The 17,909-nt window shown below is 62.5% G+C and carries 15 protein-coding genes and 1 other RNA gene; 11 read left to right on the top strand and 5 right to left on the bottom strand.

Annotated features, from left to right (window positions below):
• Nucleotides 1–87: 87 nt before the first annotated feature.
• The 7 genes from ACMO9O_RS08640 (at nt 88) to ACMO9O_RS08610 (ending at nt 7,632) form a co-directional block, all read left to right on the top strand.
• Entirely contained in the window at nt 88–1,086 is a 999-nt protein-coding gene (locus ACMO9O_RS08640) for an AAA family ATPase (RefSeq protein WP_418983463.1), read from the top strand.
• 5 nt (nt 1,087–1,091) lie between these two features.
• Nucleotides 1,092–1,976 (top strand): DUF58 domain-containing protein, encoded by an 885-nt coding sequence (locus ACMO9O_RS08635; RefSeq protein ID WP_418983462.1) that lies wholly within the window; start codon nt 1,092–1,094, stop codon nt 1,974–1,976.
• Nucleotides 1,973–2,947, top strand: coding sequence for a hypothetical protein (locus ACMO9O_RS08630; protein ID WP_418983461.1), 975 nt, complete (start codon nt 1,973–1,975; stop codon nt 2,945–2,947). Before ACMO9O_RS08635 ends, ACMO9O_RS08630 begins: the two co-directional genes overlap by 4 nt.
• A gap of 1 nt (nt 2,948) precedes the next feature.
• Nucleotides 2,949–3,725 carry a tetratricopeptide repeat protein gene (locus ACMO9O_RS08625; protein ID WP_418983460.1) on the top strand — a complete coding sequence of 259 codons (777 nt, stop codon included), beginning with the start codon at nt 2,949–2,951 and terminating at the stop codon, nt 3,723–3,725.
• A 277-nt stretch (nt 3,726–4,002) separates the two neighbouring features.
• The gene (locus ACMO9O_RS08620) at nt 4,003–4,989 is read left to right on the top strand and encodes a vWA domain-containing protein (RefSeq protein ID WP_418983459.1); all 987 of its coding nucleotides are present in this window, start codon (nt 4,003–4,005) and stop codon (nt 4,987–4,989) included.
• Nucleotides 4,990–5,002: 13 nt separating this feature from the next.
• Nucleotides 5,003–6,031, top strand: a complete 1,029-nt coding sequence (locus ACMO9O_RS08615; RefSeq protein WP_418983458.1) for a VWA domain-containing protein — start codon at nt 5,003–5,005, stop codon at nt 6,029–6,031.
• Between the two features lie 161 nt (nt 6,032–6,192).
• Nucleotides 6,193–7,632, top strand: a complete 1,440-nt coding sequence (locus tag ACMO9O_RS08610; protein WP_418983457.1) for an aldehyde dehydrogenase family protein — start codon at nt 6,193–6,195, stop codon at nt 7,630–7,632.
• Between the two features lie 10 nt (nt 7,633–7,642).
• Here ACMO9O_RS08610 and ACMO9O_RS08605 read toward each other — a convergent pair whose 3' ends face one another.
• Complete coding sequence (locus ACMO9O_RS08605; protein WP_418983456.1) at nt 7,643–10,009, bottom strand: TonB-dependent receptor; 2,367 nt, start codon at nt 10,007–10,009, stop codon at nt 7,643–7,645.
• A gap of 483 nt (nt 10,010–10,492) precedes the next feature.
• Between ACMO9O_RS08605 and rnpB the strand changes: the two genes are divergently transcribed.
• Nucleotides 10,493–10,871, top strand: an RNA gene (rnpB, locus tag ACMO9O_RS08600) — RNase P RNA component class A.
• Between the two features lie 227 nt (nt 10,872–11,098).
• A complete protein-coding gene (locus tag ACMO9O_RS08595) occupies nt 11,099–12,562 on the top strand; it encodes an MDR family MFS transporter (RefSeq protein ID WP_418983455.1) in 1,464 nt (487 codons plus the stop codon).
• Here the strand turns inward: ACMO9O_RS08595 and ACMO9O_RS08590 are convergent.
• Entirely contained in the window at nt 12,525–13,787 is a 1,263-nt protein-coding gene (locus tag ACMO9O_RS08590; RefSeq protein WP_418983454.1) for an anaerobic sulfatase-maturation protein, read from the bottom strand. The genes ACMO9O_RS08595 and ACMO9O_RS08590 overlap by 38 nt on opposite strands.
• A gap of 206 nt (nt 13,788–13,993) precedes the next feature.
• Between ACMO9O_RS08590 and ACMO9O_RS08585 the strand changes: the two genes are divergently transcribed.
• Both ACMO9O_RS08585 and ACMO9O_RS08580 read left to right on the top strand, forming a co-directional pair.
• Nucleotides 13,994–15,019 carry an acyltransferase family protein gene (locus ACMO9O_RS08585; protein ID WP_418983550.1) on the top strand — a complete coding sequence of 342 codons (1,026 nt, stop codon included), beginning with the start codon at nt 13,994–13,996 and terminating at the stop codon, nt 15,017–15,019.
• 124 nt (nt 15,020–15,143) lie between these two features.
• A complete protein-coding gene (locus ACMO9O_RS08580) occupies nt 15,144–15,677 on the top strand; it encodes an STM3941 family protein (RefSeq protein WP_418983453.1) in 534 nt (177 codons plus the stop codon).
• A 17-nt stretch (nt 15,678–15,694) separates the two neighbouring features.
• Here ACMO9O_RS08580 and ACMO9O_RS08575 read toward each other — a convergent pair whose 3' ends face one another.
• The 3 genes from ACMO9O_RS08575 to ACMO9O_RS08565 are packed head-to-tail and all read right to left on the bottom strand — an operon-like array spanning nt 15,695 to nt 17,726.
• Nucleotides 15,695–15,925, bottom strand: coding sequence for a hypothetical protein (locus tag ACMO9O_RS08575; protein ID WP_418983452.1), 231 nt, complete (start codon nt 15,923–15,925; stop codon nt 15,695–15,697).
• Between the two features lie 43 nt (nt 15,926–15,968).
• Nucleotides 15,969–17,228, bottom strand: a complete 1,260-nt coding sequence (locus ACMO9O_RS08570; protein WP_418983451.1) for a Y-family DNA polymerase — start codon at nt 17,226–17,228, stop codon at nt 15,969–15,971.
• A 60-nt stretch (nt 17,229–17,288) separates the two neighbouring features.
• The gene (locus tag ACMO9O_RS08565; RefSeq protein WP_418983450.1) at nt 17,289–17,726 is read right to left on the bottom strand and encodes a LexA family protein; all 438 of its coding nucleotides are present in this window, start codon (nt 17,724–17,726) and stop codon (nt 17,289–17,291) included.
• Between the last annotated feature and the right edge of the window lie 183 nt (nt 17,727–17,909).

Below are 17,909 nucleotides of genomic sequence, written 5' to 3'. Positions count from 1 at the left end.
GAATAAAGGAAGATTTTTTCGAATAAAATAATAACTTTGCATAACTTTCGTTAAAAATCTGACGACGACAATATTAAACAACATACCATGAGCGAAGTCATCAACATCAAGGAACTCAACGAACGCATCGAACGCGAATCCGTCTTCGTGGACACGCTCCGCACCGAAATGGGCAAGGTCATCGTGGGGCAGGGCCACCTCATCGACACGCTGCTGATCGGCCTGCTGTCCAACGGCCATATCCTGCTCGAGGGCGTGCCGGGTCTGGCCAAGACGCTGGCGATTACTACGCTGGCCAAGGCGGTCGACGCGTGCTTCTCGCGTATCCAGTTCACCCCCGACCTGCTGCCGGCCGATTTGATCGGTACGCTGATCTATTCCCAGAAAAACGAGGACTTCATCGTCCGCAAGGGTCCCGTCTTCGCCAACTTCGTGCTGGCCGACGAGATCAACCGCTCCCCGGCCAAGGTGCAGTCGGCGCTGCTCGAGGCGATGCAGGAGCGGCAGGTGACCATCGGCGACGAGACCTACCCGCTGCCCCAGCCCTTCCTGGTGCTCGCCACGCAGAACCCGCTGGAGCAGGAGGGAACCTACCCGCTGCCCGAGGCGCAGGTCGACCGCTTCATGCTCAAGGCCAAAATCTCCTACCCCAAGAAGCAGGAGGAGCGCGACATCGTCCGCATGAACCTCTCGGGCAGCGGCATGCCCCAGGTCAACAAGGTCATTTCGCCCGAAGACATCATCAAGGCCCGCAAGGTGGTCGAGGACGTCTACATGGACGAGAAGATCGAGAAGTACATCATCGACATCATCTTCGCCACGCGCGAACCGGGGGAGTACAACCTCGAAAAGCTGCAGAACCTAATCGCCTACGGCGGTTCGCCCCGTGCGTCGATCTCGCTGGCGAAGGCCGCCCGCGCCTACGCCTTCATCCGCCGCCGCGGTTACGTCATCCCCGAGGACGTGCGCGCCGTCTGCCACGACGTGCTGCGCCACCGCATCGGCCTGACCTACGAAGCCGAGGCGGAGAACATCTCCTCGGAGGAGATCATCACCGACATCCTCAACAACGTCATCGTACCGTAACCATCATGGAGCAGACCGAGAACGATATTCTCAGACGCGTCCGCAAGATCGAGATCAAGACCCGCGGTCTGTCGAACGAGATCTTCGCCGGAAAGTACCACACGGCTTTCCGCGGACGGGGCATGTCGTTTTCCGAGGTGAGGGAGTACCGCGCGGGCGACGACGTGAGGGACATCGACTGGAACGTCACGGCCCGCTCGCGCAAGCCGCACATCAAAATCTACGAGGAGGAGCGCGAACTGACGATGATGCTGGTGGTGGACGTCTCCGGCTCGCGCCTGTTCGGTACGACCGACCGCCTGAAGAAGAACATCATCACCGAGATCGCCGCCGTGCTGGCTTTCTCCGCTTCGCAGAACAACGACAAGGTGGGCTGCATCTTCTTCTCCGACCGCATCGAAAAGTTCATCCCCCCGAAGAAGGGGCGCAGCCACATCCTCACGATCATCCGCGAACTGGTGGGCTTCCGGCCCGAATCGACGGGCACGAACCTCTCGGAGGCGGTGCGCTTTTTGACGAACGTCAACAAGAAGCGGTGCACGGCGTTCATCCTCTCCGACTTCCTCGACCCGGAGGCCGACCGCACGGCGCTCGACGACGCGCTGAAGATCGCCCGGGGCCGCCACGACCTGGTGGGCATCCGCGTCTGCGATCCGCGCGAAGAAGAGCTTCCCGACGTGGGGATCATCGAGCTGAAGGATGCCGAGACGGGCCGCAAGGTGTGGGTCGACACCTCCTCGCGCGCCGTGCGCGACTACTATGCCGCCCGGTGGCGGCAACGCACTGAAGCCATCGGCGAGACGCTCCGCCACAACCGCATCGACACGGCGAGGGTCTCGACGGACGAAGATTACGTTACGGAACTCATCAAACTCTTCAAACAGCGATGAAACGACTGCTCGCAACCGCCCTGCTGGCCGGCCTCGGCTTCGCAGCCGCGGCCCAGGAAGCTCCCACCGTGAAGGCGCATATCGAGCCGGACAGCATCGGCATCGGCGATCGCTTCGACTACGTGATCGACGTCGAGAAAGACCTGGTGCAGGTCGTGCGGTTCCCCGCGTTCCAGCAGACCGACGACAAGATCGAGCTGGTCAAGGAGCTGCCCGTGGATACGCTCGAACGCGACGGGCGTCGGCTGAAGCTGCGCAAGCGCTACCGGCTGGCGGCCTTTCAGGAGGGGCGCTTCGATCTGGGACACGCGCAGGTGCTCTACGCCGGCAAGAACGTCGTCGACACGCTCAGCGGCGGCGACTCGCTGTGGCTCGAGGTGACCACCTTCCAGATCGACTCCACCTCGCAGTCGATCTACGACATCAAGGGGCAGAAGACCCTGCCGTTCCGTTTCGCAGAGGTGGCGGGTTACGTCAAATGGGGCATTTTCATCCTGCTCGTGCTGCTCGCCGCGGCCTATGCCCTCCGGCGCTGGCTCGCCGCGCGCGGCAAGGGCTTCGGCGACCTGTTCCGCCCTGCGCCGCCCCTGCCGCCCCACGTCGCGGCGATCCGCGCGCTCGAGGCGCTGCACAACCAGAAGCTGTGGCAGAACAACCGCCACAAGCCCTATTACTCCGGCCTTACGGACATTCTGCGCACCTACATCGCCGGCCGTTGGGGCATCAAAGCGATGGAGATGACCTCCGACGAGATCATCGAAGCGATGCGCGGCGAGGAACTTCCCGACAAGGCGTCGATGGACCTGACGGCCATCCTGCGCCATGCGGACCTGGTGAAGTTCGCCAAGGACACCCCCGGCGCCGAGCAGAACGAGGCCGACTACCTGAAAGCCTACTACTTCGTGGAGGAGACCAAGCTGGTCGACGAAGCGGACGAACCGACGCAGGACACCTTAGAAATTCCGAATTAGCATGTACCGATTCCTATATATCGTGTTGCTTCTCGCCGCCGGCAGCGTCACGGCCCAGCAGCTGCCCGAACGGAGCGAGGTGCGCAAGGGAAACCGCCAGTTCAACAAGGGCAACTACGAGCGGAGCATCGAACGCTACGAGCGGGCGCTGAGCGCCGCACCCGGACAGTTCGAAGCGACCTACGACCTGGGCAACGCCCTCTACAAGGCCGAGCGGTTCGACCGGGCCGAGCAGACCATGCGTCAGGCCGCGGCCGACACGCTGCGCTCGGAGAACGAGCGGGCCGAGGCGTTCTACAACCTCGGCAACGCCCAGTTCAAACAGCAGAAATACAAGGAGGCGCTCGAGAGTTATAAGCAGTCGCTGCGGCTGAACCCCTCCGACATGGAGGCCAAGTACAACTACGCCTACACCAAGCGTCTGCTCGACGAGCAGAACGGAGGCGGAGGCGGCGACGATCAGCAGGACCAGCAGGATCAGCAAAATCAACAGGATCAGAACCAGCAGGGCGGAGAGGATCAGCAGCAGGGTGACCAGCAGGAGCAGCAGGACGACCAACAGCAGGGGCAGGACGAGCAACAGGGGCAGGACGACCAGTCCGGACAGCCCGACAAGGAAGACGAACAGGCGGAGGGCCAGCCGCAGCAGGCCGAGGCGGGTATCTCCGAACAGGAGCAGCAACAGATGCTCGACGCCATCCAGGCGCAGGAGGACCGCACGCAGGAGAAACTCAAGGAGAAACAGGGCGTCGTGGTACGGGGGAAGAAAAATTGGTGAGGTTATGGAGAGCATAATGACGGCATACGATTTAACACCGCATTACACCCTGGCAACTTCTCCTCGCGGCCAGCGGCCGCGTTTACAGATCTGACCCCACCCCAAACCCCTCCCTCGGGAGGGGCTTCATGCCGCAAAAGCGACATATTCGAGTGTCGGAATTATTTAGAAATAAAAACCGCAACATAGGAAAATCCTATAGCTTCGATTGCCGCTCTCATTGTCCTAATAAATGAAAGAACGCAAATAATTTTTAATTCTTAATTTTTAATTAACTGTGCACTTCGCATCCCCATACTACCTCTGGCTGCTGACGCTGCTTGCGCCGATGACCGCCTACTACGTCTGGCGGACCCTCGAGGGCGGAGCTTCGATCCGGATCTCCTCCGTCGACGGGGTGGCCGGTGCGCCGAAGACGGTGCGTTACTGGCTGCGCCACCTGCCGTTCGTACTGCGGGCGGCCGCCGTGACGCTGCTGATCGTGGCGCTGGCCCGGCCGCAGGGGGTCGAACAGCTCTCGCGGACCAACACCGAGGGCATCGACATCATGCTCTCGATCGACGTGTCGGGCTCGATGCTCGCCCGCGACTTCCGGCCCGACCGTATCACCGCCGCCAAGGAGGTGGCCGGATCGTTTATCGCCGACCGCTACGGCGACCGCATCGGACTGGTCGCCTTCGCCGGCGAGGCGTTCACCCAAAGCCCCTTGACCACCGACCAGAGCACGCTGCAAACCCTCCTGTCGCGCATCCGCAGCGGCCTGATCGAGGACGGCACGGCCATCGGCAACGGACTGGCCACGGCCATCAACCGCCTGCTCGAAAGCGAGGCCAAGTCGAAGGTCATTATCCTGCTGACCGACGGCGTGAACAACCGGGGCGAGATCGCGCCCCTGACCGCGGCGGAGATCGCCCGGGCGCAGGGCATCCGGGTCTACACGATCGGCGTCGGTACACAAGGCATGGCCCCCTACCCCGTGCCGGACATTTTCGGCAACATAACCATCGTCAAGCAGAAGGTCGAGATCGACGAAAAGACGCTGCGCGAGATTGCCGAAAAGACGGGCGGCCGCTACTTCCGCGCCACGGACAAAGCCAAGCTCAAAGCCATCTACGACGAGATCAACCAGCTGGAAAAAAGCAAGGTGGAGGTATTCGAACACACCACCTACCACGAATTGTTCCTCCCCTGGCTGCTCGCCGCGCTCGCACTGCTGGCCGCCGAGTTCCTGCTCCGGCAGCTGGTATTGAAACGTATTCCCTAAAAACGGTTATCCCATGTTCCGGTTCGCCAATCCGCAATACCTCTGGTTGTTGTTCGCCCTGCCGCTCTTCGCCGCACTCTTCTGGGCGGCGATGCGCCTCCGCCGGCGGCGGCTCGCCCGCTTCGGACGGCCGGAGACCCTCGAAGAGCTGATGCCCGATGTCTCCAACGCCCGCGTGGTGCTCAAATTCATCCTTTTCTCCGTGGCGCTGGCGCTGCTGATCCTCGCCGCCGCGCGCCCGCAGCTGGGTTCGAAGCTCCGCGAGGAGAAGGCGCAGGGCGTGGAGATGATGCTCGCGGTCGACGTGTCGAACTCGATGCTGGCCGAGGACTTCGAGCCGAACCGCCTCGAAAGGACCAAATACGCCGTCAACAAGCTCTTCGACGGGCTGCGGCAGGACCGCGTGGGCCTTGTCGTATTCGCGGGAGAGCCTAAAGTACAGCTGCCCATCACCTCCGACTTCCGCATGGCCAAGGCGTTCGCGCGCCGCATCGACCCCTCGCTCGTTTCGGTGCAGGGCACGGCCATCGGCAAGGCGCTCGAACAGGCGCTGCTCGCCTTCTCGGGCGACACGGAGCAGACGCACAGCCGAGTCGTCATCTTGATCACCGACGGCGAGAACCACAACGACGATGCCCTCGCGGTAGCCGAACGGGCCAAGCAGATGGGCATCCGCATCTACACGATCGGCATCGGCACGCCCGAAGGTGCTCCGATCGAGATCGACGGCGAGTTCATCAAGGACGAAACGGGCAACATGGTCGTCTCGAAGCTCAACGAGGAGATGCTGGCCCGGATCGCCGAGATCACCGGCGGCGCCTACGTCCGGGCGACGAAGCAGTCGATCGGACTGGACGAGATCGTGGAGAGCATCAACGCCATGGAGCAGACCGAACTCTCGACGCTGCGCTTCGAGGAGTTCAACGAGCAGTTCCAATACCTGCTGGCCGCGGCATTGCTGCTGCTCCTGATCGAATTTCTGCTGCTCGACCGGCGCAATCCGCTGCTGGCCCACCTGAATATCTTCCGCGAACGGAGCTGAAGAACGCTTTCCGGGGAGGCGACCGGTAAGTAAGAAACGGTTAGGACGGACTGGTTGCCGGACCGAGGCGAACAGGTCCGGTCGGCGGGCAAAAGAACGGAGCGGGCAAACGGTCGGTCGGCGGTTCCTGCCGTTCCTCCGAAACTGCCCTGGCACACGGCTTGCTGACTTGCCCGTCGGGACCCGGTCGGATCGGGTCCGCTGACGCCAAAACCCCTGCAACGATGGAAAACACCCCTACCGCGAAGATCGCGGCGCTGGCCGCCGCGCAGCGCGCCTACTTCCGCACGGGAGCCACGCTCCCGGCCGACTTCCGCCGCACCATGCTCCGCCGCCTGGCGAAGGCCCTCGAGCAGTGGGAACAGCCCCTCTGCGACGCCTTGTGGCAGGACCTGCACAAATCGCCCGAGGAGGCCTACCTCACCGAACTGAGCATCGTCCGCGACGAGGTCCGCACCCACCTGCGCCATTTCGAGGAGTGGATGCGGCCCGAGAAGACCTCTACACCCCTCAAGCTCTTTCCCTCCCGCAGCCGGATCATCACCCAGCCGCTCGGTTCGGCACTGATCGTCGCGCCGTGGAACTACCCCGTGCAACTGCTGCTCGATCCGTTGGTCGGGGCGATCTCGGCGGGGTGCACCGCCCTGCTGAAGCCCTCGCCCTACACGCCGCACGTCTCCGACACGCTGGCGCGGATGATCGCCGCGTATTTCGACGAACGCTACATCGCCGTGGTACAGGGTCACCGCGAAGTGAACACGCAGCTGCTCGATGAGCGGTGGGATCTGATCTTTCTGACGGGAAGCCCTGCGCTGGGGCGGATTGCGATGGCCGCGGCGGCCAAAAACCTGACCCCGCTGGTGCTGGAGCTGGGCGGCAAAAGCCCCTGCATCGTCGAACGCGGGGCCGATCTGGAGGTGGCCGCGCGCCGCATCGCGTGGGGCAAGACGCTCAACGCCGGGCAGACCTGCATCGCCCCCGACTACCTGCTGGTGCAGGAGTCGCTGCGCGAACTCTTTGTCGCCGCCTTCGACCGCGCCGTGAAGCGCCTCCTGGGCGACGACCCCGCGCAAAGCCCCTACTATGTGCGGATGGTCAGCGACCGCGCTTTCGACCGGGTAGCGAGTTACCTCGGGCAGGGGACCGTCCTCTCGGGCGGCCGCACCGACCGCGCGCAGCGGTATATCGAACCGACCCTGCTGGGCGATCCCGACCCGGCGTCGCCGGTGATGCAGGAGGAGATTTTCGGCCCGGTGCTTCCGCTGCTGACCTTCCGCGAGACCGACGAGGCAGTCGCTTTCGTCAACGACCGCGAAAAACCGCTGGCGCTCTACTATTTCGGACCCGAAGAGCGGGGCCGCGAAGTGCTTCGGCGCACGACCTCGGGCGGCGCATGCCTCAACGACACGATCGTCCATGTCGCCAACAACAGCCTGCCTTTCGGCGGCGTGGGAAATTCGGGCATGGGCAGCTACCACGGCCGCCGCAGCTTCGACGCCTTTTCGCACCGCCGGGCCGTGGTCACGACCCCCGTGCAGCCCGATCCGCCGTTCCGCTACATGCCCTACCGGATGTTCCGGTGGGTGAAAAAGATTTTATAGGAGCGTCGCGTCAGAATTCGACCGTCAGCCCCAGCGTCGGCAGAAGCGTGCCGCTCGTCTGGTCGATATATTTCATCTTATAACGTGCCGGATCGGACCCGGCGATCACCTCGCCCGTCGACAGGAGGACGTCGGGCTGGCGGAGTTTGCTTACCGTGACATTCTGCAGATCGAGGTAGATACCCAGCATGCAGCGGCGGAAAAAGAAGGTCTTGTCGACGCGCAGGTCCAGCTGGGCAAAGGCGTCGAGCCGTCCCGCATTGTACTGCGAATAGTCGTAATAAGGTCTCCCCTGCGCGTTCCACGCCGCCACGAGCGACGAGCGCTCCACGTCGTAGGGCGTATAGGGCGCGCCGCCGATGCAGCTCAGACGCGCCCCGATGCTCCAGCGGCGCGGCAGGTCGAACGTCCCGCTCACATTGACGATAAAACGATTGTCCCACGCCGCCACGACCAGCGGGGCGTGCTCGTCGTTGCGGTAACGGCTGCGATAGTAGGTCGCCGATCCCACCAGATTGAGCCGTCCGGGAATCTGCCAGCGCGCCATCGCCTCGATGCCGTAGGCGCGCCCGGTCGCCGTGCTGACCAACGCCTCGTCGCCCACCGAACCGTAGTCGGTTCCCTTGCAGGCGAGCGGAATGTCGTCCGTCAGGCTCAGCGGAATATGTCCGTACGCCTTGTAGAACCCCTCCAGCGAAACCACCAGCCGGTCGCGCAGCCGCCAGTCGACCCCGGCGCTGAGGGACGCGACGCGCTGGTAATCCAGCCCGCGGTTCACCAGCGCCCCCGCATTGTCGCGGAACCCGAGCGCCGTGAAGGGCGGCAGCTGGTAGTAAAGCCCCGCCGAGGCGCTTACCGACCATGCCTGTGTCAGCGCATAGCTCACCGATGCGCGGGGCGACAGCTGCCTCCAGAAGCGCTCCGTCAGGGAGGAGTAGTCGCAGCCGTCCGCCCTCAGGCCCGCCGAGAGGGTCAGCCGCTTGTCCGCCGAGGCATACTCGCCCGCGGCGAACAGTCCCCAGCCGACGATCCCCAGATCGGTGGCGTAGCGCTGCATCACCGCATCGGTCGTATAGAGCGCCCGGAGCGTGCGGTTCGTATAGGCGGAGTAGCTCACCTCCACGCCCCCGCGCACGGTCCAGCGGCCCAGGTAGGAGCGGTTCTCGCCCCGCAGCGTGGTCTTCTGCTCGACGCCACGCAGCCGCAGGATCAGATTCTCGTCCCGCGGGTCGTTGTCGCGGTACTTCTCCTCGCGGTTGTTCAGGTAATTGTGGCTCAGGGCGACGGTCTGCACGTGGCGGCCCGCATAGTGGCGGTAGACGGCCCCCACGGTGAAGGTCTCCTGCCGGATGCGGGGCAGGTAGCTCAGCAGGTATTCGGCATCCTCGCCCTCCTCGTCGGTGTTGAGCTTCATCCGGTCGACCCCGAAAAGTCCCAGAAAGGTCAGCTCGTCGTGCGCCGTCAGGCGCGTCTTGATCTTGAGCTGCCCGTCGATGTAATTGGGCAGGAACGGCAGCCCCAGCATCTTGAACAGCAGCTGGAGGTAGGACTGGCGGATCGAGAAGAGGTAGGTGGTGCGCTCCGAAAAGTGGCCGCTGCCGCTCAGCGACACCTCCGAAGCGCCCAGCGTCGCCTTGAACGTCTGCCGCTCGGGGTCACCGTCGCGGAGCCGGAAATCCAGTACGGAGCTCATCGCCCCGGCCCGGTCGGCGGGAAAAGCCCCGGTGTAGAAGCTGATTTCGCGCACCAGATCGGCGTTGACGATGCTCACCGGACCGCCCGTCGCACCCTGGGTGGCGAAGTGGTTGATGTTGGGAATCTCGATGCCGTCCATCCAGAAACGGTTCTCCGACGGACCGCCGCCGCGCACGAGCAGGTCGTTGCGGTAACCCACCGGGGAAAAGGCCACGCCGGGGTAGGAGCGCACGATGCGCGACACGTCGCGGTTGGCTCCGGGGCTCTTTTCGATCTCGCGCACCCCGATCACGCGCATGCTCACCGGGCTTTCGACCGTGCGCCGGAACGGCGTCGGCGTCACCGTGACCGCCTCCAGCCGCGCGGCCTCCTCCTCGATTTCGATCTCGATAAAGGGCGTGGCCGCCGAGACCATGTATTCGGGTGTGTAGGCCGTTCGGTAGCCTACGCACGAGACCCGGAGGCGGTAGATGCCCGGTTCGACGCCGCGGATCGTGAAGCGGCCCACCGAATCGGTCGCATCGCCCCGCTGCTCCTGCCCGTCGAGCACCACGGCGGCGTATTCGACCCCGCGACGGGTCAGGCGGTCGATCACCCGACCGCGCAGCGTGTAGTCAGCCCCCTCGACGCGGCACACCGCACCGACGAGCAGCAATAAAAGTATAATCTTACGCAGTTTCATCTTTCTACCCTTTTCCCGGTTGGGTAAAGGTACGAAGAAATTCGCAGGATTCCGGCAGAAATTTCCGATCGGCATACGGTTCCGCCCGGTCCGGCTATGTGACAGGGGGGGGTGCGACAGGACGGCGGATAGCGTTGTTTTGTTCCGTTCGGCGGGGGCGGTCTATCTGTCGGGATTTCGGGGTCGGGGCACGACCCCGGCACTCCGCAGCCGACGGGGGCGGAGGAGTGCATCAAGCCTGCGGCATGCTGCAACCTCCGCCGGCTGTGAACGCACGAAACAGATTGGCATTGCTCTCGGCTTGCACACTTTGCCGGAGATAAACTCCGGCTTGGATAGGCGGCGCCTCGGCAATGCTCAAATAAATTTGAGCATTGCTCTCGGCTTGCACACTTTGCCGGAGATAACTCCGGCTTAGATAGGCGGCGCCTCGGCAATGCTCAAATAAATTTGGCATTGCTCTCGGCTTGCACTATCTTTGTGCGGCAGGTCCGCTCTGTCGCTGCCGGCCGCAGGCCGGGAGAGGAAAGTCCGGGCAACGAAGAGCACCACGCAAGCTAACGACTTGATACCCGTGAGGGTATGGCAAGCGTAACAGAAAAGAACCGCCCGCAGGCATAACGACCGTTTTCCGGCGGGTAAGGGTGAAAAGGCGGGGTAAGAGCCCACCGCGGGGGCAGCAATGTCGCCCGGCAGTACGTCCCGTGGGTTGCAAGACCGTGTATACCGGCAACTAAGGGTTGCTCGCCCGATGCCGGGGGGTAGGTTGCTTGAGACGGCAGGTGACTGCCGCCGTAGATAAATGACAGAGGCCCGGACTTCGGTCCGGGAACAGAACCCGGCTTACAGGACCTGCAAAACAGGGGGGGGGCATCGGCCCTCCCCCTTCTTGTATGCGCGCACGGGAATCTGCGGCCGAAGACTTCGACCCCGATCCGATGCGGCGGGCGGCGGAATCGCTTCCCGAAAACACCGTCAACTACACCCCCGCAGCCGACAACACGGAGCATCCGACGCCGAAAAGCCGACACGTCCGTTCTCCGGAACGCCGCTGAAAGCATGGCATTTTTTTTGCCTCAGCGTCCACCGATGGCAACTTTTCGAGAACACATCCGACAGAGCCGCGCCTACAAGTGGTGCATCCTCGGGCTGATCATGCTCGGCACGTTCATGGCCGTACTCGACGTGACGGTGGTCAACGTCGGACTGCCGGCGATCATGTCCGCATTCCACATCGGCATCTCCACCGCCGAATGGGTCATCACGGCCTACATGATTACGATGACCGTCATGCTCCCCTCGGCGGGCTGGTTCGCCGACCGCTTCGGCAACAAACGCCTCTACATCCTCGGGCTGGTGCTCTTCACGCTCGGATCGTGGCTTTGCGGCCGTGCGACCAGCGACATCTTCCTCATCTCGTCCCGGGCGCTGCAAGGGTTGGGCAGCGGCATCATCCAGTCGCTGGGTCTGGCGATTGTCACGCGCGAGTTCCGGCCCGAAGAGCGGGGGCTCGCACTGGGTTTGTGGGGCATGGCCGCCGCCGCGTCGATCTCGTTCGGACCGCTGCTGGGCGGTTACCTGGTCGATGCGTACAGCTGGCACAAGATATTCGACGTGAACGTTCCGGTCGGACTGCTGGCCATCGTACTGTCGGTGGTCATTCAGCAGGAGTGGAAAAGTCCGTCGGGACACGCCTTCGATTGGAAGGGGTTCCTGGCCATCGTCGTCTTCATGCCGCTGGCGATCTTCGCGCTGGCGCGCGGCAACTCGCCGACCAACCACGACGGCTGGGCGTCGCCCGTGGTGATCGGCTGTTTCGCGGTGGCGGCGGCGGCGCTCGCCTACTTCATCTATACGGAGCTGCGAAACCCCGCGCCGCTCTTGCAGCTGCGGCTGCTCGGGGAGCGCAATTTCGGGGTTTCGATGGCCGTGCTGACGCTCTTTTCGATCGGCATGCTGGGCGGAACCTACCTCCTGCCGCTCTACATGCAGCGCGGTCTGGGCTACACGGCGCTGATGGCCGGCAGCGTCTTTCTGCCGGTGGGGTTGATTCAGGGAGTGCTCTCGGCGCTTTCGGGACTGATGACCCGCTACGTGAAGCCGCTAATCCCGGTGGCGGCGGGCGTGCTGCTGCTGGCGTGGAGCTTCTGGATGGCCAGCCGCTTCACGCTCCACACCACCCACCACCACATTCTCTTCGTACTCTACGTGCGCGGGTTCGGCATGGGGCTAGCCTTCGCACCGCTGAGCTACTTTTCGCTGCGCAACCTGACGCAGAAGGACATGGCCGCGGCGGCGGGCATTTCGAACAGCATCCGGCAGCTGGCCGGGAGCGTCGGCATCGCCATCCTGACGGCGGTCCTTGCCTCGCGCACGGCGTTCCACGCCACGCACGAAACCGTCCCGGTCGCACAATCCTACGTCGAGGGGGTCACCGACGCCCTGGCGATCGTGGTATGGATCACCCTGGCGGCCCTGCTGCCGCTGTTATGGGTGTTCCGGAAAAAACGCCGTCCTACATCAGTCCCATCCGACGACGGGCGAAAGGCATGACCCAGGCAGGAGCCTGCTGCTGCGACAAGAGGTCGCGCATCCGGTCCATGTAGGGTTCAGCATGGCGGAAATAGCGCAGCAACCCCGCACACAAGGTGTTTTTGCGGCAGCCGTCCGCACCCGTCTCGAAGCGGTGCTTGGGACATTCGCCGCGGCAGGCGAAGTAGTATTTGCAGCGCAGGCACTCCGCCGGCAGCGCATTGCGCTTGGCCAGTCCGAAGTCGATCCGCTTTTTGGAGCGGTAGATCTCCGCCAGCGGAGTTTCGCGGATGTTTCCCAACCGATATTCGGGGTAGACGAAGTGATCGCACGAGAAGACGTCGCCGTTGTGCTCGACCACCAGCGCGTCGCCGCACGTCTCGCCCATCGAGCAGACGCCCGGCTCGACGCCGCACCACTGCGCCAGCGTGGCGTCGAAGAGCTGCACGTAGCAGCGGCCCACGTCGCTGACGATCCATTCGTCGAAGACATCGCAAAGGAAATCGCCGTACCCTTCGGCCGTGACGGACCACTCGGCCGGCCGCGCCCCCTCGCGTTCGGGCGGAACGATCAGCGGACGGTGGAACCCCGGACGGTCGACGACATGCTCCACGGCGGGCAGGAACTGCATGTAGCGGCTGTGCACCGTGTCGCGGAAGAAGCGGTAAATCTCGGCTCCCCGCCCCTCGCAGCGGCGGTTGACCACGCTCAGCGTATTGTACTCCACGCCCGAGCGTTCGAACTGCCGGACCGCCTGCATCACCCGCTCGAACGTGGGCTGGCCGCCCTTCGTCAGGCGGAACGCATCGTGGATGTCCTGCGGTCCGTCGAGCGAAACCCCCACCAGAAAGTTATTCGCCGCGAACAGTTCGCACCAAGCCTCGTCGACCAGCGTCGCATTGGTCTGCAGCGTGTTTTCGATCCGTTTGCCGTCGGCGTATTTTTGCTGTAGGGCCATCGCTTTGCGGTAGAACTCCACGCCCAGCAGCAGCGGCTCGCCCCCGTGCCAGCAGAACCTCACGACCGGGACCTGATTGGCTTCGATATACTGGCGGATGTACAGCTCCAGCAGCTCGTCCGACATGACCGCCTGACGGCCCCCGTACTGAACGGCCTTGTCGAGGTAGTAACAGTAGTGGCAGTCGAGGTTGCACGTCGAGCCGGCGGGCTTGAGCATCGTCGAAAAGGCGACGGGACCCGCCTGCTTCTCCGCATCGCGGAAGGTGAAGATATCTTTGGATTTCATTTTTCGGTCGGGAGTTTATTCTATACAAAGATAATATATGGAGAGCGCAGAAGCAAATTCCAGGTTCTGAAGAACATCTTATCGGAACAGAAAACTACCTGTTTGAAAAAGAATGATTATCTTTGCGTCGACCGCAACATAAACAAAAATAAGCATATGAATCCGATAATTCGCATTCCTCATACTAAAATCGAGGGGGGGGGAGAATCGCCTACATTGATGTAATCAAAGGTCTTCTCTTCGTTTTTGTCTGTCTGGGACATTACACCTTCTTGCCCGATTGGCTGCGCACCACTTCCACTTACCTGATTATCTTTCGCATGCCCACCTACTTCTTTCTCTCCGGCATGCTTTTCAGCGACCGGCGGCACGATACCCTGAAAAAATACGTCATCAGTAAAAGCAAGTCGCTGCTGCTTCCCTACGTTTCGCTATCGGTATTTTTCACCTTATGCGACTACGAACTGTTCAGACACCCTGCCGAAACGATTCTCAGGAATCTGGATTGGATATTCATCCAGGGGAACGGGGCCCCAAAAGCCTATGCGTTATGGTTCGTATTGACGCTCTACCTGGCCAGCATTGCTTATTACATCATCAACAAGTATGTCAAAAAAATCGGATACAAGCTGCTGACCGCCCTTGCGATCTCAACAGCAGGCTATCTTTTAATGCACTGCCAAATCAACACGCCTCTCAAGATCGGAACCCTTTGCGCCGCCGTTGTTTTTCTCACGGCAGGGCATCTGGCCGCAAAATTGAAAAACATCTCATTCGACTGGTCGGTGCAGTTGGTTTCGATTATTTTCGTTTTATTCGGCATCACGATTTTGTGCAGTTATGACTGCATCCACACCGATCGGATCGCGTATCTGGGCATGAACAAACTGCCGCCCTACTGGATTTTTTATCCAGGAGCACTCTGCGGGACCATGGCTACGGTACTGTTTTTCAATCTGCTCGGCAGATATGATTCGGTCCTGTTCCGCGTCCTGAAGTACATCGCCCGGAACGCACTCATCATATTGGCTTCGCACGGATACGCATTGCTCGTGCTCACGCACCTGGTTCGGGTTTTCATCACGGACAACCCCACGATGAATTTCCTGCTGGTCACAATGCTGCTCATCCCGACCGAAGTCGCCATCATCTGCTTCTTCAACCGTTATTTCTATCGTATGTTGGGAAAACCGCGGCAGGAGCTTCTTCAGTCGCTTTCGCTCAACACCTGACGGACCGGCCGTCCCGGAACTGCGACAAAGGGCATAGGCAGGGGTGTTTCCCGATCCTTTCGCGCATTTCGACGCCTTTGGAGAAGAATTTGCACGTACCCGCTGCGGAAACAAGAGTTGCAGCATGGAGCGAGTGATCCGAAAATCGAGAAAAAAGGCGGTGGCGATCACCATCGCGGGGTTTCTCGCGGGCATTGCCGGCGGGTTGATCCTGCACTATGTCCACGACGTGGTGCTGGGGTGGTGTTTCGTGATAACGGCGGGATTCGCCCTCCTCTACGGAATCGGATCGCTGGCGGACCGCAGGCCCTACCTGATTCTTACCGAACGGGGTCTGACCGAGCAGTTCACCGTCCGGCAGGAGATCGCCTGGGAGGCGATTCTGCGTGCGGATGACTTCTATTACCGGGGACAATACTGGCTGCGGCTGCTGCTCGACCGCAACTACAAGCCGCAGATCGGCACGACGGGATTCCGCCGCTTCGACCGGATTTACGAAGCGGAGGGCGTCCGGCCGGTCTACATCCGGACGATGGGGCTGGAGATGGACTCCATGCAGCTGGTCGCGCTAATCCGGAAGATGAAGGAGGCGGACCTGCCGGAGCGGGCCGAACTCCTGAAAAACGCCGCCCCCGAACCCGGTCGGAAACGGCGGTAAGGCTGTTGCGAACGAAGCTATCCCCGGCTCTCCATGCTGTCGAGCGAGGGGTTCACCGTCATCACATCCTGCTCCAACTGCTCCGGTGTGGGTGTTCCGTCGCTTTCGGCGGGACAGATCGGACCCTCGTCGGCCAGCGCGTCGTCGGGGGTGCGCTGGGTGGCGGTCGTCTCGCCCGTGGCCCCGGGATCGGCGGAGGGCTGCCCCGCCTCAATCTGCGTCGTGTCGTTATCGTGCATACGTTCCATCTTCGACTTTTTCCGAAAAGCGCTGCAAAGGTCGTACCGGGCGTCAGGTCTTCACCCGGATAATCTGGTCCCAGTCGGTCGTGAAGCGTTTGGAGAGGTGCTCGCGGTGCATGCGGAAGAACTCCGTGCCGGCAGCCGCCGTGACGACCTTGTGCCGCCCCATCGTGGCGTTCACCCGATCGATCGCCTGCATCAGCTGGTCGTGCCGCGCACGGTCGACCGGATCGTAGAGATCGAGCTGCGTCCCCGTTTTCGAACTCAGGTCCGAAAGAATCACCCCGGCGCGTTTGTAGGCGCGCCCCTTGCGGAAGATCATGCGCAGCGTCCGCACGGCGTGTTCGGTCAGGCAGAGCGTGCTGTCGGTCGGGACCGAAAGCTTCAGCAGATGGCTTTCGCAATGCTGCGGCATGCCCTCCTTGTGGCGGTTCGTCAGCAGAAAGACCGTCATTTCGCCGCACACCGAGTGCTGCGCACGCAGCTTCTCGGCGCACGCGGCGGCATACTGGGCGACGCATCGGCGGATCTGCTCGAAGTCGTCGGTGTCGTGCTCGAACGTGCGCGTGGTGGCGATCCGCTTCCTATCGACGGGGTGCTGCTCGAAACCGATGCACGGCTCGCCGCGCAGCTCCTTCCACATTCGCAGCCCCACGACCGACATGCGTTTGCGAACCCGCTCAGGCGGGAGCTGCGTGAAGTCCCACGCCGTGCGCACACCCATCCCCTCGAGCATCGCGGCCCAGCGGCGGCCCACGCCCCAGACGTCGCCGATGGGGAATCGGCGCAGCACCTTTTCGATATCCTGCGGCCGGTGCATGTAACAGCAGCCATCCAGCCGGGGGTATTGCTTGCAGAGTTTCGAGGCGATCTTGGCCAGCGTCTTGGTGGGCGCGATGCCGATGCTGACCGGGATGCCGGTATGGCGTTTCACCGTGCGGGCGATCTCGTGGCCCAGCGCGTCGAGCGTCGCCGGGTCGATGCCCCGCAGATCGAGGAACGATTCGTCGATGGAGTAGACCTCCGTGGCGGGAACCAGGCGGCGCAGCAGGCTCATCACGCGGCGCGACATGTCGCCGTAGAGGATGAAGTTGGAGGAGAAAACGGCGACCCGGTTGCTGCGCAGCAGGTCGCGCACCTTGAAATAGGGGTCGCCCATCCGGATGCCGAGCTGCTTGGCCTCGTTCGAGCGCGCGATCACGCAGCCGTCGTTGTTCGACAGCACCACCACGGGACGCCCCACCAGCGAGGGGTTGAAAACCCGCTCGCAGGAGGCGTAAAAATTGTTGCAGTCACACAGTCCGTACATCCTGCTGTCCAAACGGAAAAAACCGCCCGGAATTGCTTTGCGGGGACGATTTTAAGTGTTTCAGACACTTTTGAGAATCCACCGCACCACGCCCCAGACCATAAAGCGGCTCTCGGCCGTGACCTCGATGGGCTTGTACTTGGGATTGGCCGCCATGAGCAGGATGCGGTCCGGCTCCATGCGCACGCGCTTGAGGGTGAACTCTCCGTCGATGAACGCCACGGCCAGACAGCCGTCGTAAGGCTCGACCGCCTTGTCCACGACCAGGATGTCCCCCTCCGAAATGCCCTCGCCCTGCATCGAATCACCCTCCACGCGGGCGAAGAAAGTCGCTTCGGGATGCTTCACCACCAGGCCGTTCAGATCGAGCGTCCCGTCGAGAAAGTCGTCGGCCGGCGAGGGAAATCCCGCATGCACACCGCTCTCGGCCAGCGGCAATGCCTCCGGATGGCCGTAATCCGGCTGATACATTTTCAGTCTGTCTTCGGACGGTTCCATCGCCTGTTTTCCGCACACCGTTCAAAAACCGTTCCCGGCGGTTTCTGCAAACGGGGAGGGCAGCTCGCAGCCGGCGGAGGCAAACGAAACGAATGTGGAGTGCAGCCCTCCGCACCGGGCGGCTGCGGGCTGCCGGGGCCGCCTGCGGCCCCTCCGACCTCCGGCCTCGTCCCTCTACCGCCC

It is taken from the genome of Alistipes sp. (genome assembly GCF_048465635.1).
Classification (GTDB): domain Bacteria; phylum Bacteroidota; class Bacteroidia; order Bacteroidales; family Rikenellaceae; genus Alistipes.
Note: the sequence above shows the minus strand (reverse complement) of the source record. Positions and strands in the feature narration are given on the sequence as shown.